Here is a 25302-nt window from a genome sequence, read left to right on the forward strand (position 1 = left end):
AGGTTCACATCCCCATCAGGGCCAGGATAGCGCGTGGCTTGGCTTCAATCTTACCTGTCCCGGGGATGTTCACGCGGACTTCGCCTTGCGCAGCGTCTCCGCGACCTGGTCCTTTCCCATCTCGCCCCGGGCGGCGGAAAGCGTCAGGTGTTCGAAAAGGTCATCGTCCTGGGCGAGGTCGACGCCGTTCATGGCCAGGAAGACAAGGGCGGAGGCAAGGGCGGCCCTCTTGTTGCCGTCGGCGAAGGGGTGGTCGCGCACCAGGTGCCAGAGCAGAACCCCGGCCAGATCGAAGATATCCCCACCGGTGTAGTTGAAGTGGTTCTGGACGGCCATGACGGCCGACTCCACCGCCCCGGGATCGTGGATTCCCGCCGGCCCGCCGAATTCGGCGAGGCTCCGCGCATGGATCCGGAGGACGATGTCCGTGGTCAGGAAGACGGGATTCACTTGGAAAGCCGGCGAAGCGCTTCCTGGTGCGTGGTGAACACCCTGTCGATGGCCTGGTCCACGGCAACGGGAGCTGCGCTGGAGGAAACGGTGAGGGTCCTCCCATTCACCTGGAGGTTCACGGGCACATCCGGCGAGATGCCCACCAGGTCCATGAGCGTCCGGTCGAGGACGACCGCATAGCTGTTACCCACTTTGACAAGCGCCTTGGTAAGCATCACGAACCCCTGAGGAACAATGTAAGTACTTTGGCATAACAAGCAAGGGCCTTGGGGAAGGCTTGAATTGAAAACGGCCCGCCGAAGCGGGCCGTCTGTTCCTTGCGGAGCGGTTGTGGACTACACCCAGCCGCGCAGGTGGCTGGCTTCGGCCACGCGCTTGATGCTGATCATGTAGGCGGCGTCGCGCATGTAGACCTTCTTCTCGCGGGCCAGGGCGCTGACGGCCTTGAAGCCGTTGGTCATCTTCTGGTCGAGCTTGGTGAGGACCTCTTCCTTCTCCCAGAAGTAGTTCATGTTGCACTGCACCTGCTCGAAGTAGGAGCAGGTCACGCCGCCGGCGTTGCAGAGGAAGTCGGGGATCAGGAAGATGCCCTTCTGCTGGATGACGGCGTCGGCTTCGGGGGTGGTGGGGCCGTTGGCGCCTTCGGCGATGACCTTGACGGAGGGGCGGATCCGGGCCACGTTCTCGGCGTTGATCATGTTCTCCTGGGCGGCGGGGATGAGGACGGTGACGTCCTGCTCGATCCAGGCATCGCCGGGCAGCTGCTCCCAGCCGTTGGCCTTGGCCTTGGCGGGGTCGATGGTGCCGAACTTGTCGATGGAGGCCATCAGCTTGTCGAAGGCGATGCCGTCCTTGCAGCGGTAGGTGTAGGGGACCTTGTCCGTGTTGTCCCAGCAGGAGATGGCGATGACCTTGCCGCCGTACTTGGTGAAGAGGTCGAGGCTGTACTGGGCCACGTTGCCGGCGCCCTGGATGGAGGCGGTGGCGCCCTTGATGTCCAGGCCCAGCTCCTTCATGGCTTCGCGCACGGTGTAGATCACGCCGTAGCCGGTGGCTTCGGTGCGGCCCAGGGAGCCGCCCATGCCCACGGGCTTGCCGGTGATCATGCCGGGGAACCGGCCGCCGTTGAGCATTTCGTACTCGTCCATCATCCACAGCATGTGCTGGCCGTGCGTCATGACGTCAGGAGCGGGGACGTCCTGCAGGGGGCCGACGTTGCGGGAGACCTGGCGGACCCAGCCGCGGCAGATCTGTTCCTGCTCACGGTCGGAGAGCTCGCGGGGGTCGCAGATCACGCCGCCCTTGCCGCCGCCCAGGGGGATGTCAACCACGGCGGTCTTCCAGGTCATCCAGGTGGCCAGGGCGCGCACGGTGTCGACGGTCTCGTGGGGGTGGAAGCGGATGCCGCCCTTCGCGGGGCCGCGGGCATCGCTGTGCTGCACGCGGAAGCCCTTGAACACCTTGACGGACCCGTCGTCCATGCGCACGGGGATGTTGAAGTGGAACTCCCGGGCGGGGGTGCGCAGGAAGTCGCGGCTACCCTGGTCCAGGCCCAGCTTCTCGGCCACGGCATCGAACTGCTTCTGGGCCATTTCGAACGGGTTGAAGGCTTTCTCGGCCATAAGGCGACTCCTTGGAGGGTGTGTTGGTTTCCGTGCCTGCCCTGCAGGCCCATGGTTCCTAGGCGCGACGGCCTAACGCAGTGACTATAGCTCCCTTGTCAGGGGCTGGAAGAGGGTCGGAGGCAGTACGTGACTTTCGGCACTGGAAGCGCGTACACACGAAGGGCCCGTTTGGCCAGGACCGTCATGGTCCTGTGACAAACGGGCCCTCGGTAACCGGACGGCTACTTCGCGGGGGGGACGGCCTTGGCCAGGGCCCTGGGCTGCACGAGGTAGTGGATGTAGATGATGCCGTAGGTCTTGTCAGCCTTCTGGCGGGCGGTCATCTCGATGATGGGCTTGCCCTGGAAGCCCAGGATCAGCGCGGTCTCGAGGCTGTTCTTGGGGTTGGGGGTGGCCTTCATGAGGGCCACTTCGTTCCAGAGCTCGGCGGGCACGCCCTTGAGAAGGCGGTAGATGCCCGCGTTGTACATGGGGCGGAGCAGGGGGCCGTTCATGGTGGCGAAGGCCTTGGGGTTGTCCTTCTCACCGGGCATCTTGTCCACCTTGAGCAGGTCGACGCCCCGCATGGCGTCGGGCAGGGCGGGGATCTGCTTGGCGGAGAGCTTGTCCATGGCCTGCTGCATCCCGGCCATGCTGACGCCGGCGGCGAGGTAGCCCAGGTTCTTGGCCTCCTCCACGCCCAGCCCCTTGATCTCCTCGTCGGTGAGGGTCAGGTCCATCTGGCCAGCATGGTTATGGAACCACCAGGCGTTGCCGTAGAGGCCGGCGAGGTCCTGGGGGGCGATCACGGGGATGTCCGCGAAGTCCTTGCGCACGGCGATGTACTTGAAGTGCGCCAGCAGCTCGTGGGGCTCCTTCGCGGCCATGGGGGCGGTCTTGGGAATGGTGTCGGCGGGCTTGGACTCGCATCCCACGAGGAGCGCCATGCCTGCGATTGCGGGGATCCAGACGTTTTTCAGGAACATGAAACCTCCAAATGGAACTGGTAGATTATGGGAGGTATCGATCCTCTTTTCCAGCGGGATTCCTTTGTATCCGATTCGGCTAATAACAATTGGGCGGCCCAAGGGCGGGCCCCTCCGGGAGCTGGAGCAGCACTACCGCACCCTGCTCAAAGGTTACGCCCGCCTGGAGGTGGAGGAACTGGCCGAGGGCAGGGGCGATTGCGCCCGCCAGCTGAGGGACGAGGCGGAGCGCCTCCGCTCCCAGCTCCTCACCGTCCGCTGTCCGGTCCTGCTGAGCGCGGAGGGCCCCCCGCGCACCTCGGAAGCCTTCGCCCGGTGGCTGGGCGTCCGCATGGACCGGGGCGAGAGTCTGGCCTTCGCCATCGGGTCCAGCCACGGCTTCGACCCGGCCCTCAAGGCCGAGGTCCGGGAGCACCTGAGCCTGAGCCCCATGACCTTTCCCCATGACCTGAGCCGGGTGCTGTTCCTGGAGCAGCTCTACCGGGCCTTCTCCATCCTGAAGGGCACCAGCTACCACAAGTAGGGTGGCGGGCCCCCTCCGAACGTGACCGGGGTCACCGGGCGGGCGTATGCCTGTTGGTTCATGTAGTATTCATGAGAATTTGGATTCCGGTCCCCTTTAATAAATAAACAGGTGAAGCGACGCACAGGCCGACTGGCACTGCATTTGACACGCCTTCGAAAATGCAAGCCAAACAATCGTAAAAAAGAATTTTGTGAGCTAGGGAACTTTTCCCGATTTGGCTTTCAAAGGAAATCCCCCCTGTGTGATCACGGTTATTTACCAATAAAGACCATGGAATCTGTTTTCAATGCGGGGCCCGGGGAGAATTGAACTCCAATAATGGCGTGGGGAAACGGCCGGAAATTCAAATAACAAAGCGATTCTGTCGGGTTTTTCTTTCCTTGCGGCCCCTTTGGGGACTCCGTAGCATTTCTCAAAACAGATCTTCGGACCCAGCCATCTGGTTTTCCGAATACCAATCAGATGCTTTCGAAACACGTCGTTCCATCTTCAGTGGAGGAGGTCCTCAATGCGCACGCGATCCATGGTCGAAGCGACCGCACCGCTGCGGCGAATTGCGGGGGGAGGCCAGTCATGAGACACCACACCCGCCTGGCCCTGCTCGCCACCCTGGTCTCCGCCACGGCTTTCGCCCAGGACATCAACGTCTACAGCACCACCCTGGCCCAGACCTGGAAGCAGGACACCCCCGGTTTCGACAAGACCACCCTCATGCCCGTCACGGAATTCCTGGGCATCGACGCCACCCGCCTCGGGGTTGACGCCCTGTCCCTGCACCTCTACGGCTGGGGCCGCACGGACCTGAAGGACCAGTCGGCCTACGGCGGCAAGAACGCCGGCGACCTGACCTACGGCTACCTGCAGTACAGCTTCGACCGCGCCAACGCCGAGATCAAGGCGGGCCGGATCGTCGTGAACCAGGGCATCGGCAACGAGATGGTGGACGGCGTGTCCATGCGCACGGACCTGGTGCACGGCTTCACGGTCTCCGTCTTCGGCGGCCAGCCGGTCCTTTACAAGAACCTCAGCGGCCTGCCCCAGATGGAGCCCTCCTTCCAGCGCGACTTCATCGTCGGCACCCGCCTGGGCTGGCGCATGGCCAAGGTCGGCGAGATCGGCGTCTCCTACCTGCAGGACGGCACCACCGCCGCCAAGGACCTCCCGGTCCCCAGCCCCATCGACTACACCCGCCGGCAGGTGGGCGCCGACCTCACCCTGACCCCGGCGGCCTTCCTGGACTTCAGCGGCCGCACGGTCTTCGACGTGGCCAAGCACCCCGACGCGCTGCCCGGCCAGGACCGCTCCAACATCGCCGAGCACGACTACAAGGCCACCGGCCGGATCCTGGACAACCTCTCCGTCACGGGCTCCTACCTTCAGCGGAACTTCTACGCCTACTACGCCGGCACCACCCTGCCCAGCCTCTTCAACCAGAACGAGAAGGGCAAGTTCAGCTCCAACGGCATCTCCGTCTCCTGGAGCCCCCTGGCGATCCTGAACCTGGTCGCCGACCTGCGCACCACCAAGCGCGAGACGTACGGCAACACCACCCGGGCCGGCCTGGACGGGCGCCTCACCTTCGCGGCGCAGCACCTGGTCCTGGGCGGCGGCTACCACAAGGTGAACGCCTTCAAGGTCAAGCTCGTGGATTCCCTGACCCCCGCCTACAGCGTCTCCCACAGCGAGATCCGCGGCTGGGCGATGTACGAGAAGGGCAACTTCTCCGCCAGCCTGGACGCCATCCGCCTCCACTACGGCGGCGCCGGCTCCGACCCGAACCTCAACCACAAGGCCATCGAGTCCGAGATCGTGGGTTCCGTCGGCTACCAGGCCACCAAGAACTTCAAGATCTCCGGCGACATGAGCTTCGCGGACACGCCCCTCTACAAGAAGCAGGTGATGGGGCTCCTCCGGGCCGACTTCCGCTTCGGCTTCGCCGGTAAAGGAGGCAAGTGATGTTCAAGAAATTCGCCCTCGTCGCGGCGGCCCTCGGCCTCGGGCTCCTCACCGCCTGCGCGCTGGTCTCGCCTGAAGCGAGCTTCGCCCCCACCCACCCCCAGGAGCTCTCCGCCGGGCGCCCCAACTGCTCCGAGTGCCACGGCACCGAGCGGGTGAAGAGCACCCAGAAGACGTTCGCCTCCCTCAACCACACCACGACCTTCGTCAAGGACCACAAGGTCCAGGCCACCCAGGACGGCGCCACCTGCGCGTCCTGCCACGCCCAGTCCTTCTGCTCCGACTGCCATGGCGGCAAGACCGCCATGCTGCCTTCGACCAAGCTGGGCAACCGGCCCGACCGCCTGTCGCCCCACCGGACCGGCTACCTGTCCCTGCACCGCATCGACGGGAAGGTCGACCCCACGGGCTGCTTCAAGTGCCATGGCCGCGCCAACAACGAAAAGTGCTCAGCTTGCCACAAGTCCAAGTAGAGGCCTGATCATGAAAAATCGATTGATTGTAGGGACCTTCTTCGCGGCTGTGGCGGCCCTGGCCATCATCGGCTGCTCCAGCACCGCGGCCGACAAGGCGGCAACCCTGAACCCCACCACGGGCGCGCACCCGGCCTCCTGGCAGACCTCCCACTGGTCCGAGTACCTCAAGAACCCCGACGGCTGCAAGCCCTGCCACGGCTCCACCACGGACCGGGCGGCGGCGGGCGGGACCTCCGGCGTGAGCTGCTTCGGCTGCCACCACCCCAACGGCCCCCACCACCCGGCCGGCTGGGCGGATCCCCTGCAGCACGGCCGCGCGGGCGCCCAGTTGGCTCCCGGCACCGGCGCCTACTTCCAGGGCACGGGCTTCGCCTCCTGCACCGTCTGTCACGGCAGCGAATACACCAACCCGGTGGGCGTGACGCCCTCCTGCACGTCCTGCCACGCCAAGGCCCCCCACGGGGTCAAGCCCTGGATCGACCGCACCTCGGCCCTGAAGCCCAACCATGACAAGACGGACGAGGCCAATGCGGCCGAATGCGCCAAGTGCCATGCCCTCGGCGCAAATTCGGACATCACCCCCAAGCCGCCCGCGCCCGCGGGGACCACGCCGGGCTGCTTCAACGGCACCCTTTGCCACACCAAGTCCTTCTGATTCCCTGTCGTCCATCGTGAAGAAGCCCCGTGAACCGTTCCGTCAGACCCCCATGGGAGGTGCCCGACTTGAAAATCTGCAAGCTTGAAGACCATCAACACCATCGGCAAGTCAATGAAACCAGCGCCATTGCTAATAAAAGGAGGAAGTAGCATGGAAATGAAACCTTTCAAGGGGTTGGGCACCCTGGTCGCCACAGCGGCCATCGCCCTGGCCCTCATCGGGTGCCGCGGTGCTAGCGGTCAGGCCGGCATCAACGGCACGAACGGCACCAACGGCACGAACGGCACCAACGGCACCAACGGTACCAACGGCACCGTCGTCGTCAACGCCTCGTCCCTGACCCCCGACCAGTGGGCCGACCTGAAGCCCGCCATCGCCATCACCGGCGCGACGGTCACCAACGGCAAGCCCGTGGTCAACTTCAGCGTGAAGGACGCCAACGGCAGCGGCATCGCCGGCCTCGGATACACCTCCAAGAGCGCCACCGCCTTCGCCGCCAGCTACCCGAACCTGGCCTTCACCATCGCCAAGCTCGTGCCCGAGGACGCCACCACCAAGGCTCCCAGCAAGTGGGTGAACTACTGCGTCACCACCGTGGCCGCCACCCCCGCCCCCACCCGTCCCTCCACCGACAACCAGGGCACCCTGGTCGACAACGGCGACGGCACCTACCGCTACACCTTCTACCGCGACATCACGGCCATCAAGGGCATCATTGACGCCACCACCGACAGCGGCACCAAGCGCAAGGCGGACCTGGGCGACCTGACCTACGACGGCAACCTCACCCACCGCATCGTGTTCCAGTTCTCCGGCGCCGCCCGCGGCACCGGCAGCAACACCGCCGACGGCGCCACCGTCGCCGCCGCGGTCAACCTCAAGCAGCCCCAGAACATCATCTACGACTTCATTCCCGCCACCGGCGCCCCCGTCACCCCGGCCGCCACCGCCCGCGAAGTGGTCGCCACCGCCAAGTGCCAGGAATGCCACCAGTACAACTTCACCTTCCATGGCGGCTCCCGCCAGGAGGCTGGGTACTGCGTGGTCTGCCACACCGACCAGCGTAAGTGGGACCGCGCCGAAGCCACCACGGCCACCGGCGGATACACCGGCAGCACCTACATGATCGACGGTGCCTCCGAGGGCGACATGCCCCGCATGATCCACCGCATCCACCAGGGTTCCTCCCTGACCAAGACCGGCTACAACTACGCCGGCGTCACGCCCAACGCCATGGGCTACTCCATGTTGGACAACGGCCAGAAGATGTGCATCAAGTGCCACTCCAACGCGCCCCAGGCCGAGAACTACGCCTCCAAGCCCTCCCGCATCGCCTGCGGCTCCTGCCACGACAACGTGGACTGGGCCACCCACGTGGGCAGCGGCGCCCTCACGGACGACTCCACCTGCTCCCTGTGCCACAAGGCTGACGACATCAAGGTCTACCACATGACCCAGAACGTCACCAAGCACAACCCCGTCGTCGCCGCGGGCCTGGCCAACTTCACCTATGAAGTGGCCACCGTCACCCAGGCCACCTCGGGCGGCGCGATGACCATCAAGTTCCGCATCAAGCAGGACGGCACCCCGGTCACCTTCCTGGACGCCGCCGCCGGCCTGGCCAACCCCCTCACCGGCTTCACCGGAAGCCCCACCTTCCTGCTGGGCTGGGCCATGCCCGAAGCCACGGGCCAGGCGGCTCCCATCGACTTCAACAACCTGAAGGCCGACTTCACCCAGGCCTCCACCAACTACCAGCCGCCGACGATCTCCATCGCCAGCCTCCTGAACACCAACAATTCGGCTACCACCGGCACCCTGTCCGCCCGTGACGCCGACGGCTACTACACCGCCAACATCGTCGCCGCCAAGGCCTTCCCCGCCGGCGCCAAGATGCGCACCGTCAGCCTGCAGGGCTACTTCACGCAGGTCGCCCCCGCCGCCGCCCGGCACGCCATCGCCGTCACCAAGACCGTGACCGGCGACACCGCCCGCCGCATCGCCGCGGATTCCTCCAAGTGCTTCAACTGCCACGAGTGGTTCGAAGGCCACGGCGGCAACCGGGTCTACGACGTCCAGACCTGCGCCGTCTGCCACAACCCCGGCCTGGTCACCTCCGGCCGCGGCATGGACGACCAAGCCCTGAGCGACTACTACACCGCCAACAAGTTCTCCGCCTCCGAGAAGGCCAGCCTCAAGGCCTGGACCGGGCTCGACTTCGTCGCGGGCAACCCCGTTGTCGTCGGCGCCCAGGTCGGCCTGAAGATGCCCCAGGTTTCCAACAACCTCAAGGACATGATCCACGGCATCCACATGGGCAAGGAACGCGCCGTCTCCTTCAAGATCGTGCGTGACCGCCTCTCCGGCGGCGCCGTGAACGTCATCGACGGCGGCAACATTGGCTACCCCGGCAACCTCAAGACCTGCCAGGGCTGCCACACCTACAACGGCTACAACGTTCCCACCGGCAACCTGCTGGCGACCCGCGAGATGGCCAACAACGTCGCTCCCGCGTCCCTCACCACCACCGCGGCCGCCAAGGCTTCCCTCGGCACCGTGAACGCCTTCGACACCCTGACCACCCCGTTCACCGCCGCCTGCGTGAGCTGCCACCAGAGCACGCCCGCCAAGGCCCACATGACCCTGAACGGCGGCCAGATCGGCGTGGCCCGCACCGCCCTGAACGTAGCCGGCGAGTCCTGCGCCGTCTGCCATGGCGCCGGTTCCGAACTGGATCCCGTCAAGGTCCACAAGTAACGTAGACGCCGGGGGGGATCCCCTCCGGCACGGCCGAGGCCCGGGCGCAAAAACGCCCGGGCCTTTTCAATGACCACCCCGGACGGGCCTTGGGCGGGTTTGACACCCCGGAGGCCGGAGCCGGACAATGTTAGCCTCGAGGTTCCCATGTCCCACCTGCGATCCGCCGCCCTTTCCGCCTTTCTTCTCGTCACCGCCGCCTCGGCCCAGGAAACGCCCAGGAAGGCCCAGCCGGCTCCCAAGGCCGGCAAGGCCAAGGCCGCGACGCCCGCGCCCCACGCCAAGCTCAGCACTGCCGCCCGCATGGGCGAACTCCTGGTGGACCTCAACCGGGCCACGAAGGAAAAGCTCATGACCCTGCCCGGCCTCAGCGCCGAGCAGGCCGACAAGATCATCAAGGCCCGCCCCATCCTCAGCAAGGCGAACCTCGTCACCAGGGGCATCATGGACGCGGCCCAGTACGCGACCCTGAAGGACCGCGTGACCGCCAAGCAGAGGCCCAATCTCCACTGAACCGACGGGAGAGACGTCCCTCGCTGTTTCACCGCCTCCCCGCAGGCCTACGAGAGGTTCCATGAAGAAACTGTTCGCATTCCTGGCCTCCTTGAGGCTCGCCGTCATCCTGCTGTGCCTGGTCCTGGTGGGACTTTCGGCCGGCACCATCGTGGAAACCCGCGCCGGGGCCGAGGCCGCGGGCAGGCTCGTGTACTACGCCTGGTGGTTCCTGGGCCTGCAGGGCCTGCTGGCCCTCAACCTGGCCATGTCCCTGGCCGACCTCTTCCCCTGGTCGAAAAAGCGGGTGGGTTTCGTCCTCACCCACGCATCCGTGCTCCTCATCTTCGCGGGGGCCTGCATCACCTACTTCGGGAAGGTGGAAGGCCGGCTCTCCCTGTGGGAGGGCCAGACCGGGGCCGTCGTGGAGCTGGCCGCGCCCCAGGGCCAGCCCGGCGGCCACCATGAGCTGCCCTTCAACGTCACCCTGGACGACTTCGTCGTGGATGTCTACCCGGGCACCATGCGCCCGGCGGGATTCGCCAGCCACGTGCGCATCACCGACCGGGACACGGGCCGCTCGTTCCCGGCCCGCATCTGGATGAACCACGAACTGCGGTACCGGGGCTACGCCCTGTACCAGTCCAGCTACCAGCAGCGTGAGGGCCGGGAGGCCACCGTCCTCTCCGTTTCCCGGGATCCAGGAGAGGTCATCGTCTTCGCGGGCTACGCCGCCCTCATCGCGGGCATGATCGTGGTGCTCTTCACCCGCTTCGGCCAGGCCCGTGCCGCGGGCGCCAACGCCCTCCTGGCCCTCCTGGTGCTCTCCTCCGCGGCCCTGTCCGCCTCCAACCCCACCGTGGAGCGCCTGCGCCGCATGCCGGTGCAGCACGACGGGCGGACCATGCCCCTGGACACCCTGGCCCGGGAGCAGGTGTGGACCGTCACCGGCTCCCACCGCTGGCAGGGCCAGGACCCCGCCACCCTCGTCGCGGGCTGGATCGCCCAGCCCCGGGAGGCCGCCATCGCCCCGCATGTGAAGGTGGGTTCCCCGGAGCTGGCCCAGGCCATCGGACTGCCCCCGGGCACCGGCCACGCCGCCTTCATGGACCTGATCCGCAACCCGTCCTTCCTGCAGCTGCGCAGGGAAGTCCACCTGGCGGAGATGCAGGACCGGCCCCGCACGGGGGTCCTGGCCGAGGCCGAGGCCCTGGAGCGCCGGCTCCTGGCCATGCAGGGCCTGATCCTCAACGATGGCATCCTGCCCATTCCCGTCGCCGGGGACGAAAAGGCCAAATGGCATGGCGTGCAGGGCAATCCCGAGGAGGCCTACGCCGCCCTCATGGCCGGTCCGCGCCTGGAGGGGTGGCCCTCCGAGGCGGCCATGGACCGGGAAGTCTTCTACAACCGCCTGAACCCGGTGCGCTGGTCCTGGATCATCCTGCTGGGCTCCCTGGGGGTCTGCCTCGCGGGCTGGATCCGGGGGAGCCGGCTCCTGGACCGTGCGGCGTTCGTGCTGCTCCTGGGGGGCTTCGGCTTCATGACCTGGGGCATCCAGCTGCGCTGGGCCGTGGGCGGCCGCATCCCGGCGGCCAACATGTACGAATCCCTGCTGTTCCTGGCCTGGGGGGTGGGGCTCTTCGCCGTCATCGCCTACGCCTTCATCCGCAACCGGGTCGTGGTGCTCAACGCGGCCTTCATGGCGGCCCTGACCATGGCCCTCACGGACCTGCTGCCCATCGACCGCTTCATCCATCCCATCGCGCCGGTGCTAGCGGGAACCCCCTGGCTGGCCATCCACGTGCCCATCATCATGGTGGGCTACGCGGTGCTGGCCCTGGGCCTGGTGGTGGCCCACATGCAGATCGGCACGGCCATCTTCGCGCCCCGCAACGTTGAGCTGCCCGGCCGCCTCTACGACCTCCTGTACAACTACATGTTCATCGGCAACATCCTGCTCATCACCGGCATCATCACCGGATCGGTGTGGGCGGCCTCCTCCTGGGGGCGCTACTGGGGGTGGGATCCCAAGGAGGTCTGGTCCCTGGTGGCCTTCCTGGCCTACATGGCGATCCTCCACGCCAAGCTGGACCGCCAGATCGGCACGTTCGGCGTGGCCGCCGTGAGCATCGTGGCCTTCCAGACCATCCTCATGACCTACCTGGGGGTGAACTTCGTCCTGTCCACCGGCATGCACTCCTACGGCATGGGAGACTCCCCCGTGGTCAAGTGGATGGTCCTGGCCGCCCTGGTCGAGACGGCGTTCCTCGTCTGGGCCACCCTGGCCCACCGCCGGAACCGCGCCGCCGCGCACTGAAACGGAAAAAGCCCCCTCCGTCGCCGGAGGGGGCTTTTCGTTTCCCGGAGGCGTCAGTGGCGGCTGCCCGCCACTTCCCGGCGCTGCTGCATGTCGAGGATCTGCAGGTCCCGGATGGTCACGTGGGTCATGGACGCGTCCATGTGGGCCTTGACCTCGTTCCAGGCCTTGTGGAGGGGGCAGGGGTTGTCCTCGTTGTCGCAGCGGGCGAACCCCATCACGCAGCCCGACATGGTCTCGATGCCCTCCAGGGCGGCCACCACCTCCCCGACCGTGATGTGGTGGGCGGGCCGGGCCAGGCGGAAGCCTCCCCGCGGGCCCCGCACGGAGTGCAGGATGCCTTCCTGGGCCAGGGACTGGAGGATCTTGGCCAGGTAGGGACCGGGCAGGTCCAGCAGCGAGGCCAGGTCCTTCGCAAGACTGTACGTTCCATCCTCCGGCATCGCTGCCAGAGCCCTGAGTGCATATCCGCTAGCCGTGGAGAAGAGCATGGCGTATCCTTATTCAATAAAGGATAGGCTTGTCTTCTTAAAAAACAAATGAATTAATAAACGTTACACATTCCATTTCCGGGTGAGGGTCGTTCCGTCCACCTGGAGAACGCCCTGGTCCTGCAACGCTCTGAGGCTCCTGGAGAGGGTTTCGGGGGTCATCCCCAATTGAGCGGCCAAGGTCTTTTTTGTGACCGGGAGCACCAATGACCCCCCGGCGGGAACATTTTCCCGGATCCAGGTGCGCAGGCGGTCCGAACTGTCCGAGCCCGTGAGCTGCTCCACCTTGCGCGTGAGCTTGCGCAGCCACACGCTCTGGGCGTGGATGATGGCCAGGGCCAGGTCCGGGTCCTCGCGCATGGCCGCCAGGAACGGGCCCTTGGGGACGTGGTACACCCGGGAGGGCTTGACGGCCGTGGCGGTGGCGGGGAAGAGCTCGCCCCCGAACATCGCGGCCTCGCCGAAGCTGTTCACGGGCGTGACCACCGCCAGGGTGGGGTGCGCGCCGGGGGTGTCGCTGCTGCGGGTGAGCTGGATGGCGCCCTCCACCAGGACGTAGAAGCCCGTGCACGGCTCGTTCTCCAGGAAGAGCATGGTCTCGGGATCCAGGATCCGGGTGGTCACGAGGCGTCCAACCCGCTCGCGCTGGGCGGGTTGCAGGGAGCGGAAGAGGGGGGCCGTGTACCAGGGGGGAATCATGGAACCAGGATAGACAGTGGGATCAATTCAGTCTCGTTTCTCTTTTATTCCAGGCGGCGGCCACCAGGGCCAGGGCCAGGAGGCCGAGGATGGCGGGGGCCAGCCGGGGGCTTCGCGCGGGCGTCGAGACCGGGCGCCAGGCGAGGTGGAGGCTGCGGGAGGCTTCGGTCATGGGCTGGCCCCACAGCTCCCAGGTTCCGTCCTCCCGGAAGACGCCGGACTTGCCGGTGAGGGTGGCCCGCAGGAGCGGCACGCCCGCCTCCACCGCCCGCAGGCGGATCTGCACCGCATGGAGGTCCGTGGCGACGCTGCGGTCGAACCAGCCGTCGTTGGTGTGGTTGGTGAGGAGCTGGCCCCCGGCCACGGCCAGGCCTTCGGCCACGCGCTGCTCCAGCAGGGCCTCGCTGCAGATGAGGGGATGGGCGGTGAGGGGGCCCTGGGGCGTGGGGAAGCGGAAGCTGGACCCGGGGCCCAGGGTGCCGGCCTCGGCGGAATAGAAGCCCAGGTGGCGGTCCAGGAAGTCCCGCACCGGGCGGGGACCGGGCATGCGCTCGCCGAAGGGCATGGGCAACACCTTGGCCTGGATGAAGCTGGGCTGGCCCGCGGCCTCGCCGCGCACCAGGTTGAAGCGCCCGCCCTCGGTGCCGAAGAGCCAGGCCACGCCGCGGTCGCGGGCCTCCTGGGGGAGGCGGCCTCCGGGGGCCAGGTCGTTGCGGCCCAGCACGGAGCTTTCGGGCCAGAGGACCAGGGTGGCGTAGGCGGGGCGGGGCAGGCCGGACCGCTTCAACTCGGCGTCCGTGCGCCGCCACATGTCCGCTTCCATGCCGGGCATGCGCTCCCCAGGCGGGTAGTTGGGCTGGATCATCACCACGTCCAGGGCCAGGCGGGGGCCCCGGGGAAGGAGGTACCAGGCGGCGTCCAGGCCGCCCAGGAGGAGCAGCAGGGCGGCGGGGGCCGCCAGGACCCTGCGGGGGCCGGCGCCCCGGGCGGCCTGGAATCCCGTCCAGGCCCCCAGGCCCCACAGGAGGGCCACCAGGCCCTGCGCGCCCAGGAAGGCGGCGCCGCGGGCCATCCACGGCACGGCGCCCAGGGGGGAGGCGAAGCTCAGGTCGTAGATGTGGAAGGCGTAGGTCTGCCACAGGGCCATGCCCAGGCCCGCGGCCAGGGCCCCGGCCAGGGGGCGCCGCCGCCAGGCCCAGCGGGCCAGGGCGGCCACGGCCAGTATCCCCAGCGCCTCGTAGGCGAAGAAGAGGGTGGCCACCCCGAGGGCCGCGGCCATGGGCATGGGGGCCTTGGAGTGCATGACCTCGGGCACCCAATGGAAGCCGCCGACGGTGCCCGCCAGAAGGCCCAGGTACACCCAGGCCAGGCGCCGGCCGCGGCCGATGGCCGCGAACACCAGCGCGGGCAGGAGGAAGGCGGCGAAGGCCTCCAGGTACCCCCGGCCGGACGCCATGGGGAAGCGGTTGGCCGCCAGGTAGGCCAGGGCGATGAGGAGCGCGTCCTTCATCGCCCGAGGCCCGCCCTGCGGGCCGTCTCGAAGCAGGCGATGCCCGCGGCCACCGCGGCGTTGAGGCTTTCCACCCCGCGGATGGGGATGGCCACGCGGGTGATCCCTTCGGGCAGTTCGGCGCCGTCGAACCCGTGGCCCTCGTTGCCCACCAGGATGCGCACCCGGCCCGCCAGGGGCGCCCGCTCCAGGGGCAGGGCCCCGGGGGCGCCGTCCAGGGCGAGCCACGCGCCCCCGTCCAGGTCCAGGGCATCACACCGGCGCATGGGCAGCAGGAAGGCGGCGCCCATGCCGCCCCGCAGGGCCCGGGGGGCGAAGGGATCGGCGCAGCCGGGGCCGAGGAGGGCCGCCTGGAAGCCGAAGGCCGCGGCGCTGCGGAGGATGGCGCCCAGGTTGCCGGGGTCCTGGATGCCCCAGGGCACGATGACCCGGTCGGGCAGGGGGCCTTCCGGGGCGGGTTCCAGGGCGGCCAGGAGGGCATGGTCGGGGGGGCTGCCGGCATCGGCCAGGTCCCGCATGAGGGTGTCGCCCAGGACGCAGGTCTCCACTCCCAGGGTGCGTTCCAGGGGGTGGGGCCGGGCGCCCTCCAGGCGAAGCCAGGTGACGGGCCGCAGGCGGCCGGCTTCGGGGCCCTCCGTCCAGGCCTCGATGAGCTTGGCGCCCAGCAGCAGGGTGTGGGTGCGGTGGGCTCCGCCGGCCGAGGGAAGGGTCCGGAGCGTCTTGAACCTGGGGTTGGCCCGGCTTGTGATCAGGTTCTCTTTTTCCATGCCTTACAGCCTAGCCGGAAGGAATCCATAGGACACTTCAAAGGAACAAGGCAGAATCTAACCCATCGTCCCATGTGTCGTGCCGAGTACCAGCGGCCTGTCGAAAGCCTCAGTGGAGGAGAAACTCATGCAACCCTATGTGTCATCCGAGCAGAACTTGAGGGAATTCTCCCTCCGGGCGGTGCTCATCGGCCTGGTCCTGGCCGTGGTCCTGGGCGCGGCCAACGCGTACCTCGGCCTGAAGGCGGGCATGACCATCGCCGCGACCTACCCGGCGGCGGTCATTTCCATGGCCCTGATCAAGCTCATGAAGGGCACGATCCTCGAGGAGAACATGGGCCGGACCGTCGGCAGCATCGGGGAATCCGTGGCCGCGGGCGCCATCTTCACCATCCCGGCCTTCGTGATCTCCGGCATCTGGCCCACGTTCTTCTCCATGACCAACTACTTCACTTCCAGCGCCATCATGTTCGTGGGCGGCACGCTGGGCATCATGTTCGTGGCCCTCCTGCGGCGGGTCATGGTCGAGGACGCCGAGCTGCCCTATCCCGAGAGCGTGGCCGCCGCGGAAATCCACAAGGCCGGCGCCCAGGGCGGCGGTGGCACCAAGACCCTGTTCACCGCCATGGGCGTGGGCGCGGTCATCCAGGCCCTGGTCCAGGTCCAGCTCTTCGCCAGCACCTGGCAGTGGTTCGTCTACTTCAAGGAGAACTCCTTCGCGCTCATCGGCAAGGGCAAGGCCGCCCTGGCCAAGGGCGGGCTCTACCTCACGGCCCCCGGCATCAGCCCGGCCTACATGGGCGTGGGCTACATCATCGGGCCCAAGCTGGGCGCCCTGAACTTCGCCGGCGGCGTCATGGCCTGGGGCCTCATGGTCCCCCTGATCATCTACTTCATCGCCCCCTACTCAATGCCCGACGGCGCCACCATGGAAGACTGGTTCGCCCTGTCCGCGGCCGTGTGGAAGTTCATCGTGCGGCCCATCGCCATCGGCGGCATGCTCATGGGCGCCGGCTTCACCCTCTTCAAGATGCGCAAGAGCCTCACCACCGGCCTGGCGCGCTCGGTTTCCGACGTCAAGAAGGCCGCCGCGGGTGGCCACACCGTCGACCGCGTCAACCAGGACCTGCCCTTCTCCTACGTCATGATGGGCATCCTCTTCGCCGCCGTGGCCACCTTCCTCATCACCTGGCGGATCTTCCACGTCAACTTCATGGTCTCCTTCGTGGCCGCCCTCGTGATGATCATTGTGGGCTTCTTCTTCTCGGCCATCAGCGGCTACCTGGTCGGCATCATGGGCTCCAGCAACAACCCCATCTCGGGCCTGACGCTGTCGGCCCTGGTGGTCACGGCGCTGGTGATGGTGGCCCTGGGCGTGAAGGGCAACGCGGGCGTCGCCGCGGTGCTGGGCGTGGCCGCCATCGCGTGCGTGGCCACCGCCGTGGCCGGCGAGATGCTGCAGGACCTGAAGGTGGGCTACATCCTGGGCGGGACGCCCTGGCGCATGCAGATGGGCGACATCCTGGGCGTGGGCCTGGCCGCGGTCGTCCTCTTCCTCCCCCTGATGATCCTCCACGAAGGCGACATCAAGAAGGCCGCCGAGACCCAGATCGTCCAGCTCGAGGCCCGGCACGTGGACTCCGTCACCTACGGCGGCAAGACCTACAGCGTCGCCGAGCTCCGCCAGCTTCCCGCCGACGAGAAGAAGGTCGTCATGCAGCTGGACGCCGGCTTCGGCAGCCCCAACATCCCCGCGCCCCAGGCCGGCCTGATGGCCATGCTCAGCCGGGGCATCGTGGAAGGCAAGATGGCGTGGCCGCTGATCATCGTGGGCATGCTCATGGGCTTCGCCTTCATCCTCATGCAGGTGCGCAGCCCCATGCTGGTCAGCGTGGGCATGTATCTGCCCCTGGGCACCACCTTCGCCATCTTCCTGGGCGGGTGCGTCAAGGGCGTCGTGGAGATGGTGGCCGAGAAGCGGGGCCTCAACGCGGCCCAGAAGGTCCGGGTGGAGAACTCCGGCGTGCTGGTGGCCGCGGGCCTCATCGCGGGCGAGGCCCTGGTGGGCCTGCTCTTCGCGGGCCTGACGTTCTTCGAGGTGAAGTACATCATCTTCGCCAACCCCCCGGCCATCACCTTCCTGGTGAGCCTGGCCATCCTGGCCGCCATCGCCGTCTACCTGGTGAAGCTGCCCATGAACAACGCCGGCGCCGCCGACGAGCCCGCGCCCCCCAGCGCGAACTTCTAGCCTTAACCTTTCCTTCCCGCGGGTCCCGGTTTCCGGGGCCCGCGGCCGTTAGGGGCGCCGTCCCCGGGAGGACCCCATGGGGGCCATGACCACCTCTGAGCTGATGGCCAAGGTTCCGGAACGGGCCGTGGAATCCGAGACGACCGGGGAGGGCCGGGTGGTCCTCCTGCGGCCCAAGTTCCTCAGCCCGCGCCTGGGCTGGTTCCAGAAGCTCCTGCCCCGGCCCGTATTCCGGGTGAGGCTGGACGCCACGGGATCCTTCATCTGGGAGACCCTGGACGGTGTGCGCACCGTGCGGGAGGTGTGCGGGGCGGTGCGGGAACGCTTCGGGGCCACAGCCGAACCGGTGGAGGAACGGACTGTCGCCCTGGTCGTCCAGATGGCCTCGGGCGGCTTCATCAGGTTGCTATAGTGTCCTCATGAACCTCGGCAGCCTCAAGGTCCGCTCCATCCTGACGATCCTCGGCATCTACCTGGCGGTGGGTTTCGTCTCCGTCCTCGCCTTCCTCTGGGCCGCCCGGGGCATTTCCGGGGCCTTCGGCCAGCGCTTCGCGGAGAAGAATGCACAGTTGGAGAAGGAACGCCTCATGGGCCCCGTGCGCCGCGAGGTGGCCCTGGCCCGCAAGCTGGCGGACTCGGAAACCATGCGTGCCTTCTGCCGGTCCGAGGCGGATCCCGGGGTCCGGGCCGCGGGGCTGGCCGAGCTGGAGGGCTTCCGCAGGTCGTTCTCCGACCGCAGCTGCTTCTTCGTGGTGGCCGGGAGCCGCCACTACTACTACGGCGACGCCGCATCCCCGGCCCGGGTCCCCCGGTACACCCTCGAACCGGGGGCCGTGAACGACCAGTGGTTCTTCGAGACCCTGGACAAGGTGGACGATTTCGCCCTGCACGTGGATTCCAGCGTGCCCCTGGGGGTGCTCAAGGTCTGGGTGAACGTCGTGGTGAAGGACGGCGCCCGGAAGGTGGGCCTCGCCGGCACCGGGGTGGACCTCTCGGCCTTTCTGAAGGACCTCGTCCAGGGCGGGGACCGCAGCGCCCTGACGATCATGGTCGACCCCAAGGGCGTCCTCCAGGCCCACCCCAGCGCCCGCTACATGGACTTCAACGCCCGCATGAAGGACGAGTCCCGCCGCATGACGCTCTACCAGCTGGTGGACACGGACGCCGGCCGGACCCTCCTGCGGGAGCGTCTGGACCGCCTGGTGAAGGGGGATTCAGCCCTGGAGTCCTTCCAGCTCCCCGTGGAGGGCAAGCGCTACCTGGCCTCGGCGCTCTACATCCGAGAGATCGGCTGGGTGACCCTCACGCTGGTGGATCCCTCACAGGTGATGGGCATGCGCAGCTTCCTCCCCATCCTGGGACTCCTGGCCCTGAGCCTGCTGGTGACCATCGCGCTGGTGTCCTGGCTCCTGAACCGCATGGTGCTCGAGCCCCTGGCCCGCCTGACCCGGTCCGGCCGGGAGATCGCCGCGGGCAACTACGGAATCACCCTGAAGGTGGACCGGGACGACGAGATCGGGAAGCTCACCAGCACCTTCAACCACATGGCCGCCACCATCCAGGCGTACACCGCCAACCTCGAGGGCCTCGTGGAGGAGCGCACCCTGGCGCTGACCCAGTCCAACCGCAAGATCATGGACAGCCTGGCCTACGCCCACCTGATCCAGGAGAGCATGCTGCCCAAGCCCGGGGACCTTTCCCGCCACATCCCGGATCATTTCGTGTTGTTCCGCCCCCGGGACATCGTGGGCGGCGACTTCTACGCCTGCCTTCCCGACGCGCGCGGGTTCCTCCTGGCCGTGGGCGACTGCACCGGTCACGGGGTGCCAGGGGCCTTCATGAGCATGAGCGCGGGCGCCATCCTCAACCAGCTGGTGGCCAAGCTCGGCACCTCCGACCCCGCCCTGCTCCTGCGGGAGATGAACGGGTCCCTGAAGCGCCTGCTCCATCAGGGTGACGACAGGCCCGCCACGCGCGGGGGGAACATGGACAACGGCCTGGACCTGGCGCTCCTGCGGGTGCTGCCGGATCGCATGGTGTTCGCCGGCGCCCGCCTTCCGCTCTGGGTCCTGGGGCCCGGGGAGGAGGAGCTGGCCGTGCACGCGGGAGATCCCCACAGCCTGGGGTACCGCCGGTCCCGGGAGGACTACCCCTTCCGGAACCAGGAGCTGGCCCTGGCGCCGGGGACGGTGGTGTACCTCTTCACGGACGGCATCCTCGACCAGCACGGCGGCAGGTTCAGCTTCGGCTTCGGCCGGCGCCGCCTGGGCAGGCTCCTCCAGGACCTGCGGGACCTGCCCATGGCCGCCCAGGGCGAGGCCCTGGCGGAGGCCCTGGCCGATTACCAGGGGGCCAACCCCCAGCGGGACGACATCACCATCCTGGGGTTCCGCAGCGGCCCCGCCGAGGAGTAGACCATGGGCGACCTGGACCAGATAAGGCGTTTCCTTGCCTCGGAGGGCATCCTCATGTCCTTCAACGGCCCCTTCCGGCACAGCATCATCGAGGAGCTGGGCAAGGCGGTGCGCAGGCACCTTGAAGCCGAGGCCGTCCGCAAGTCGGCCATGGCCGACGTCTTCACCGTCTTCATCGAGGCCGCGCAGAACGTGGCCGCCTATGCCGCCCAGGGCCACTGGACCGGCCCCGAACGCGCCCAGGCCGAGACGGGCGTCCTCGTCATCGGGCGCCGCGGCGACCGCTACCTGGTGCGGTGCGGCAACTACATCCGCAGCCAGGACGCCCCCGGGCTCCTGGCGAGGCTGGATGCCCTGGCGGGCATGGCCCCCGCGGACCTCAAGGCGCTCTACAAGGAGCGCCTGCACGCCGAGGTCCCCCCGGGCGCCCTGGGCGCGGGCCTGGGCCTCATCCGCATGGCCCGCACCGCCTCCGAGCCCCTGTCCTATTCGGTGGCGGCCGAGGATGCCGGCCTGGAATTCTTCTCGCTCACGGTGACCGTATGACCCTCGAAACCCTGACGTTCGCCGCCACCGCCTCCAGCCCCCGGGTCCGGAGCGACGCGGAGGCCGGGCTCCTGGAACTCGCCGGGGAATCCTACCCCGAGAACTCCTTCGAGTTCTTCCAGCCGATCCTCGCGTGGGTGGAGGACTTCCTGGCCCGGGACGACCGGCCCCTGGGCGTGGAACTCCGCCTGACCTACCTGAACACCAGCAGCATCAAATGCATGATGGACCTGCTCGACGCCATGGAGGAGGCCCACCTTTCGGGCCGGGCCGTGTCGGTCACCTGGTTCTACGATCCCGAGAACGACCGGGCCCTGGACCTCGCGGAGGAATTCCGGGAGGATCTCAGCCTGCCGTTCCACATCGTCCCCATGCCTTCGGAAGGATGATCGCCATGGCCACCACGGAAGGGAACCCCCGATTCCGCCTCACCCGGGTCGGCGATCTGCCGTCGCGGCCGCTCCCCTACCGGGACCCCGACGCCGCCGGCCTTCGCAGCCGCCTCGAAAACCTGCGGGCGGACCCGGCCAACCGGGACAACCCGCTCCTGCCGGAACTGGAGCGCCTGGGCGACGCCCACCTGCGCCTGCTGCGGCGCCTGGTGAAGATCACCCGCATCTCCGACGGCTTCCAGGGCCAGCTCAAGGCCCTGAACGAGGTGCTCCAGCAGGCCTCCCGCACCGACTCCCTCACGGGCATCCCCAACCGGCGGGCCATGATGGAAGACCTCCGGGCCGAACTGGTCCGGACCGCGCGCGAAGGGGGCACCCTGGCCGTGCTCATGGCCGACGTGGACCGCTTCAAGGCCGTGAACGACACCTACGGCCACGAAACCGGCGACCGCGTCCTGGTGACCCTGGCCCACGCCCTGCGCGATACCCTGCGAGGCTACGACGTCTGCGCCCGGTGGGGCGGCGAGGAGTTCCTGGTGCTGCTTCCCGGCACCGCCCGTCCCGGCGCCCTGGAGGTGGCCGAGAAGCTGCGCAAGGCCGCCTCCGCCCTCACGGTGCCCGCCGCCGACGCCCACGTCTCCGTGGGCCTCAGCGTGGGCCTGGCCGTGCTGGAGCAGGGGGAGTCCATGGATTCCCTCATCCGCAGGGCCGACGGCGCGATGTACCTCGCCAAGCGCCAGGGCGGGAACCGGGTGGAAGGCTGATGGAAGCCGATGGGAATATCGGAACCTTCTCCGCTGGATTTGACGATCCGGTGACTTAGGTTAAGGGACCCGTACGGTGCGCCAGGCAAAGCCTGGGCGAGGAGGACGGATGACCTAATCACCTGAAACCTCGCAATGGGACCCGATGGGTAGCCAACCCCATCTGGCAAAGCTGGCCAGCAGCCAGAAGCGAGTCTTGCGTGGTGGTGGGGTGACCCACCCTTCGAAGCGTAGACAGCGAGCGTATAGGCCGTGTGATCGAGCCTCGAAAGTCTTATTACCGTGGGAGCCGACGTTTTCGTACGAACGGAAGGCCGCACCTGAGAGCCGCAACGGCCTGGCTCAAAGGTCCCGCCGGGGTCGCAGAGCAGGGCATGTCCGCAGGGGGTCCCCCAGGAACCTGGGAGGCCCTGTCGTTTCCGCCTGGACCCGTGGTTGGGGACGCCACGATCCAAACAACCCTGGCCTGGACGGGGGGCACCGACCCGATCAGGAGCGAACAACCGGATGCGAAGGCGGTACCGCCAGCCGGAACCAAATGACGGCGGCGGGAAGGGCGGCAGGGAGTCGGAGCAGCTCGTAGTAGCGATGAAGGTGGGGAACCGTTCCGAGGGACCCGCTGGAGCCAAGGGGCTGCCAGATCACGGAATCGTTGGAGGGAAAGACCATGGGAATATCGACTCCCAGCTCGGTCTGCACGAAACAACAACGGATAGCGGAACTGTCCCGGCAAATGCCGGAGGCGGCAATTCGCAGCTTGTCCCACCACATGGACATCGAATGGCTTCAGGAAGCCTACCGGCAAACCCGTAAGGACGGGGCAGTAGGGGTGGATGGCCAAACAGCCCAGGAATACGCGGAGAATCTGGAGGCAAATCTCCAATCCCTGCTGAACCGAGCCAAAGCCGGCGACCCCTACAAGGCCCCTCCGGTGCGAAGGGTATACATCCCCAAAGCGGATGGAACCCAGCGTCCTCTGGGCATCCCCACCTTCGAGGACAAGGTCCTCCAGAGGGCGGTGGTCATGCTCCTGGAACCCCTCTATGAGCAGGACTTTCTGGACTGCTCGTATGGATTCCGGCCCGGGAGGTCGGCGCACCAGGCACTGCAGGCGATCTGGCAGCAGACGATGAACCTGAGCGGTGGGTGGCTGCTAGACGTGGATATCCGGCAGTATTTCGACACGCTGGACCACGGCTGCCTGCGGGAAATCCTGGACAAGCGGATGCGGGACGGAGTGGTAAAGCGTCTGATCGGCAAATGGCTGAAGGCGGGGGTTCTCGACCAAGGATGCATCACGCACCCGGAAACGGGCACTCCCCAGGGGGGTGTGATCTCCCCGACCCTGGCCAACATCTACCTCCACGAAGTGCTGGACGTATGGTTCGAGCGGGAAGTGAAGCCCCGTCTGCGGGGTCAAGCCTTTCTGGTCCGCTACGCGGACGACTTCGTGATGGGCTTTGCCCTTGAGGAAGATGCCCGGCGAGTCCTGGAGGTGCTGCCGAAGCGCTTCGAAAGGTTCGGACTGAGGATCCACCCGGACAAGACCCGGCTGGTGGAGTTCCGGAAACCGAAGGAACCGCGGGACCCCGGAGGGGGACCCGGCAACTTCGACTTCCTGGGATTCACCCATTACTGGGGCAAGTCCCTCAAGGGGGCTTGGGTGGTGAAGCGGAAGACCTCGAAGAAACGGTTCAGCCGCGCCATCAAGGCCACAGGGGACTGGCTGAAGAAGAACCGGCATAACCGGCTCTCGGACCAGCACAAGACCCTGCGCCAGAAGCTAATCGGACACTACAACTACTACGGGATTACGGGGAACTTCAGATCCATCAGGAACTTCGCTCGGGAGGTGAGTCACCTCTGGAAGAAGTGGCTGGGCCGGAGATCCCAAAGGGCAGTCCTGACCTGGGAGGCCATGGAGAAGGTGTTGAAGCGGTTCCCGCTCCCGCCCCCAAGGCTGAAGCGGACAGTGACGCCCATGCCCGCAGCTACTCACGTGATCTGAGGAGCCGGATGCCTTAATCGGGCACGTCCGGATCTGAGGGGGGCCTGGGGCGGCAACGCCCCGGGCCTACCCGACCCGAGCACGCCGAGGCGCAGAGTTACGCCGAGGCAGCTTCGCACCCCGACGTACCGACCCATTCCGCCCAGGCCCTGCCCGCTGTCGCGGGCTGCGCCGCTCACGCGGCGCAAGGCAGGGTGCGCTGGTCCTTCCGCATGCAAGCCTGCGGATGACCAGCGCACCCTGCCTTGGACGGGCCTGGGCTCGACGCGTCGGATGCCGGATTCCGGCGTGGCAAGGGGTCGACGCTTGAATCCTGGGCCCGGAGCTAGACGACTCCACCAAGGTCGTGGAACCATCCAGGCTCCTGCTTCCGCTCCCAGGCAGTCGTCGGAACGTTCCCTGACCTGACCTTTCAACCGATTGCTGAGCCCAGGCCCGACCAGAGCACCCTGCCGCGCGCCGGCCACGGCGCGGTCCGCGCAGCGGACAGGGCCTGGGCGGAATGGGTCGCCACATCGGGTCGCGAAGCCACCTCTGCGTAACTCTGCGCCTCGGCGTGCTCGGCGTACGTGTTCTTTACCTGAAGCTCCCTCACCATTCCATTCGGGCGAAACAATTCCACCATTCCAACCGGCCGAGAAGCGGAGGCCGTCTAGAACCTGTAGGTCAGGCCCGCCGTGACCGTGCCGTAGCTGTGGCCGTCGGAGGTGACGGAATGGTACCGGGCCAGCACCCCCCAGTTCTCGTTCATGTCCACGCCGAAACCCGCGTTCCAGGCCAGCTTCACGCCGGTCTCGCCGAGGATGTCGCCCTTGCGGTTCTGGTAGTTCATGCCGCCGGCGCCCAGCACGAGGTAGAAGCCCTGGAAATCGGGCCGGGGCTTGAACACGTAGTTGAGGGTGAGGGACTGGCTCTGGGACCGGCTCGAGGTCCCGTCGGCGACGTTCCGGTCCCGGGTGCGGGGGTGGAAGTTGCCGTCCAGGGCGAGGCGGAGGGTGTGGCCCGGCCGCTGCTCCCAGTCGGCGAAGGCGCCCAGTGAATAGCCCGCGCTGGTGGTGATGTCGCGGGTGGGGCCCGTGGGCCAGGCGGCGCCGGCCGTAAGGCCCAGGCGGGGCGCCTCGGCGGCCAGGAAGGCGGTGGCCCCGCAGAGGAGGCCCAGGCGCGCCAAGCGGAAGGTGGGGATGGTCATGGTCACTCCGGAAGGGGGCGGAGAAAGGATGATTCCTTTATTGCTCCGG

23 protein-coding genes are annotated in these 25302 nt (G+C 67.4%); 14 read left to right on the plus strand and 9 right to left on the minus strand.

Going from position 1 to position 25302, the window contains the following annotated elements; genetic code table 11:
• Positions 1 to 69: 69 nt before the first annotated feature.
• The 4 genes from ACZ5LB_RS18060 to ACZ5LB_RS18075 form a co-directional block, all read right to left on the minus strand.
• Positions 70 to 450, minus strand: coding sequence for a type II toxin-antitoxin system death-on-curing family toxin (locus tag ACZ5LB_RS18060; RefSeq protein WP_464603593.1), 381 nt, complete (start codon positions 448 to 450; stop codon positions 70 to 72).
• Entirely contained in the window at positions 447 to 668 is a 222-nt protein-coding gene (locus ACZ5LB_RS18065; RefSeq protein WP_464603594.1) for an AbrB/MazE/SpoVT family DNA-binding domain-containing protein, read from the minus strand. The genes ACZ5LB_RS18060 and ACZ5LB_RS18065 overlap by 4 nt, the downstream gene beginning before the upstream one ends.
• Positions 669 to 788: 120 nt before the next feature.
• On the minus strand, positions 789 to 2075 hold the full coding sequence (locus ACZ5LB_RS18070) for a Glu/Leu/Phe/Val family dehydrogenase (protein WP_464603595.1): 1287 nt from the start codon (positions 2073 to 2075) through the stop codon (positions 789 to 791).
• A 224-nt stretch (positions 2076 to 2299) separates the two neighbouring features.
• Positions 2300 to 3043, minus strand: coding sequence for a hypothetical protein (locus ACZ5LB_RS18075; protein ID WP_464603596.1), 744 nt, complete (start codon positions 3041 to 3043; stop codon positions 2300 to 2302).
• Between the two features lie 64 nt (positions 3044 to 3107).
• Between ACZ5LB_RS18075 and ACZ5LB_RS18080 the strand changes: the two genes are divergently transcribed.
• The 7 genes from ACZ5LB_RS18080 to ccsA all read left to right on the plus strand — a co-directional run bounded on the left by ACZ5LB_RS18080 (position 3108) and on the right by ccsA (position 12225).
• A complete protein-coding gene (locus ACZ5LB_RS18080) occupies positions 3108 to 3566 on the plus strand; it encodes a 23S rRNA (pseudouridine(1915)-N(3))-methyltransferase RlmH (RefSeq protein ID WP_464603597.1) in 459 nt (152 codons plus the stop codon).
• A 576-nt stretch (positions 3567 to 4142) separates the two neighbouring features.
• Positions 4143 to 5525, plus strand: coding sequence for a hypothetical protein (locus tag ACZ5LB_RS18085; protein ID WP_464603598.1), 1383 nt, complete (start codon positions 4143 to 4145; stop codon positions 5523 to 5525).
• Positions 5525 to 5998: a cytochrome C gene (locus ACZ5LB_RS18090; RefSeq protein ID WP_464603599.1), complete on the plus strand. Its 474-nt coding sequence runs from the start codon at positions 5525 to 5527 to the stop codon at positions 5996 to 5998. Before ACZ5LB_RS18085 ends, ACZ5LB_RS18090 begins: the two co-directional genes overlap by 1 nt.
• Before the next feature lie 10 nt (positions 5999 to 6008).
• A complete protein-coding gene (locus ACZ5LB_RS18095) occupies positions 6009 to 6656 on the plus strand; it encodes a hypothetical protein (protein WP_464603600.1) in 648 nt (215 codons plus the stop codon).
• 153 nt (positions 6657 to 6809) lie between these two features.
• Positions 6810 to 9416: an OmcA/MtrC family decaheme c-type cytochrome gene (locus tag ACZ5LB_RS18100; RefSeq protein WP_464603601.1), complete on the plus strand. Its 2607-nt coding sequence runs from the start codon at positions 6810 to 6812 to the stop codon at positions 9414 to 9416.
• A 147-nt stretch (positions 9417 to 9563) separates the two neighbouring features.
• On the plus strand, positions 9564 to 9929 hold the full coding sequence (locus ACZ5LB_RS18105) for a ComEA family DNA-binding protein (protein WP_464603602.1): 366 nt from the start codon (positions 9564 to 9566) through the stop codon (positions 9927 to 9929).
• A gap of 61 nt (positions 9930 to 9990) precedes the next feature.
• Positions 9991 to 12225 carry a cytochrome c biogenesis protein CcsA gene (ccsA, locus tag ACZ5LB_RS18110; protein ID WP_464603603.1) on the plus strand — a complete coding sequence of 745 codons (2235 nt, stop codon included), beginning with the start codon at positions 9991 to 9993 and terminating at the stop codon, positions 12223 to 12225.
• Between the two features lie 53 nt (positions 12226 to 12278).
• On the opposite strand, the gene ACZ5LB_RS18115 is transcribed toward ccsA, so the two are convergent.
• The 4 genes from ACZ5LB_RS18115 to ACZ5LB_RS18130 all read right to left on the minus strand — a co-directional run bounded on the left by ACZ5LB_RS18115 (position 12279) and on the right by ACZ5LB_RS18130 (position 15692).
• Positions 12279 to 12716 (minus strand): RrF2 family transcriptional regulator, encoded by a 438-nt coding sequence (locus tag ACZ5LB_RS18115; protein ID WP_464603604.1) that lies wholly within the window; start codon positions 12714 to 12716, stop codon positions 12279 to 12281.
• 63 nt (positions 12717 to 12779) lie between these two features.
• The gene (locus ACZ5LB_RS18120; protein WP_464603605.1) at positions 12780 to 13415 is read right to left on the minus strand and encodes a Crp/Fnr family transcriptional regulator; all 636 of its coding nucleotides are present in this window, start codon (positions 13413 to 13415) and stop codon (positions 12780 to 12782) included.
• Between the two features lie 22 nt (positions 13416 to 13437).
• Positions 13438 to 14925 carry a nitrilase-related carbon-nitrogen hydrolase gene (locus ACZ5LB_RS18125; RefSeq protein WP_464603606.1) on the minus strand — a complete coding sequence of 496 codons (1488 nt, stop codon included), beginning with the start codon at positions 14923 to 14925 and terminating at the stop codon, positions 13438 to 13440.
• A complete protein-coding gene (locus ACZ5LB_RS18130; RefSeq protein ID WP_464603607.1) occupies positions 14922 to 15692 on the minus strand; it encodes a TrmH family RNA methyltransferase in 771 nt (256 codons plus the stop codon). Before ACZ5LB_RS18130 ends, ACZ5LB_RS18125 begins: the two co-directional genes overlap by 4 nt.
• Before the next feature lie 127 nt (positions 15693 to 15819).
• On the opposite strand from ACZ5LB_RS18130, the gene ACZ5LB_RS18135 reads away from it, so the two are divergent.
• The 7 genes from ACZ5LB_RS18135 to ltrA all read left to right on the plus strand — a co-directional run bounded on the left by ACZ5LB_RS18135 (position 15820) and on the right by ltrA (position 24064).
• Positions 15820 to 17940, plus strand: a complete 2121-nt coding sequence (locus ACZ5LB_RS18135; protein WP_464603608.1) for an OPT family oligopeptide transporter — start codon at positions 15820 to 15822, stop codon at positions 17938 to 17940.
• A gap of 85 nt (positions 17941 to 18025) precedes the next feature.
• The gene (locus tag ACZ5LB_RS18140; protein ID WP_464603609.1) at positions 18026 to 18352 is read left to right on the plus strand and encodes a PqqD family protein; all 327 of its coding nucleotides are present in this window, start codon (positions 18026 to 18028) and stop codon (positions 18350 to 18352) included.
• Positions 18353 to 18359: 7 nt separating this feature from the next.
• Complete coding sequence (locus ACZ5LB_RS18145; RefSeq protein ID WP_464603610.1) at positions 18360 to 20354, plus strand: SpoIIE family protein phosphatase; 1995 nt, start codon at positions 18360 to 18362, stop codon at positions 20352 to 20354.
• Positions 20355 to 20357: 3 nt separating this feature from the next.
• Positions 20358 to 20900, plus strand: coding sequence for a SiaB family protein kinase (locus ACZ5LB_RS18150; RefSeq protein WP_464603611.1), 543 nt, complete (start codon positions 20358 to 20360; stop codon positions 20898 to 20900).
• Positions 20897 to 21289 carry a biofilm regulation phosphoprotein SiaC gene (gene siaC, locus ACZ5LB_RS18155; RefSeq protein ID WP_464603612.1) on the plus strand — a complete coding sequence of 131 codons (393 nt, stop codon included), beginning with the start codon at positions 20897 to 20899 and terminating at the stop codon, positions 21287 to 21289. Before ACZ5LB_RS18150 ends, siaC begins: the two co-directional genes overlap by 4 nt.
• Before the next feature lie 5 nt (positions 21290 to 21294).
• Positions 21295 to 22056 (plus strand): diguanylate cyclase, encoded by a 762-nt coding sequence (locus ACZ5LB_RS18160; RefSeq protein ID WP_464603613.1) that lies wholly within the window; start codon positions 21295 to 21297, stop codon positions 22054 to 22056.
• 757 nt (positions 22057 to 22813) lie between these two features.
• Positions 22814 to 24064 (plus strand): group II intron reverse transcriptase/maturase, encoded by a 1251-nt coding sequence (ltrA, locus tag ACZ5LB_RS18165; RefSeq protein ID WP_464603614.1) that lies wholly within the window; start codon positions 22814 to 22816, stop codon positions 24062 to 24064.
• A 652-nt stretch (positions 24065 to 24716) separates the two neighbouring features.
• Here the strand turns inward: ltrA and ACZ5LB_RS18170 are convergent.
• Positions 24717 to 25253: an outer membrane beta-barrel protein gene (locus ACZ5LB_RS18170; RefSeq protein WP_464603615.1), complete on the minus strand. Its 537-nt coding sequence runs from the start codon at positions 25251 to 25253 to the stop codon at positions 24717 to 24719.
• Between the last annotated feature and the right edge of the window lie 49 nt (positions 25254 to 25302).

The sequence above is a fragment of the Mesoterricola sp. MK458 genome (assembly GCF_055384935.1).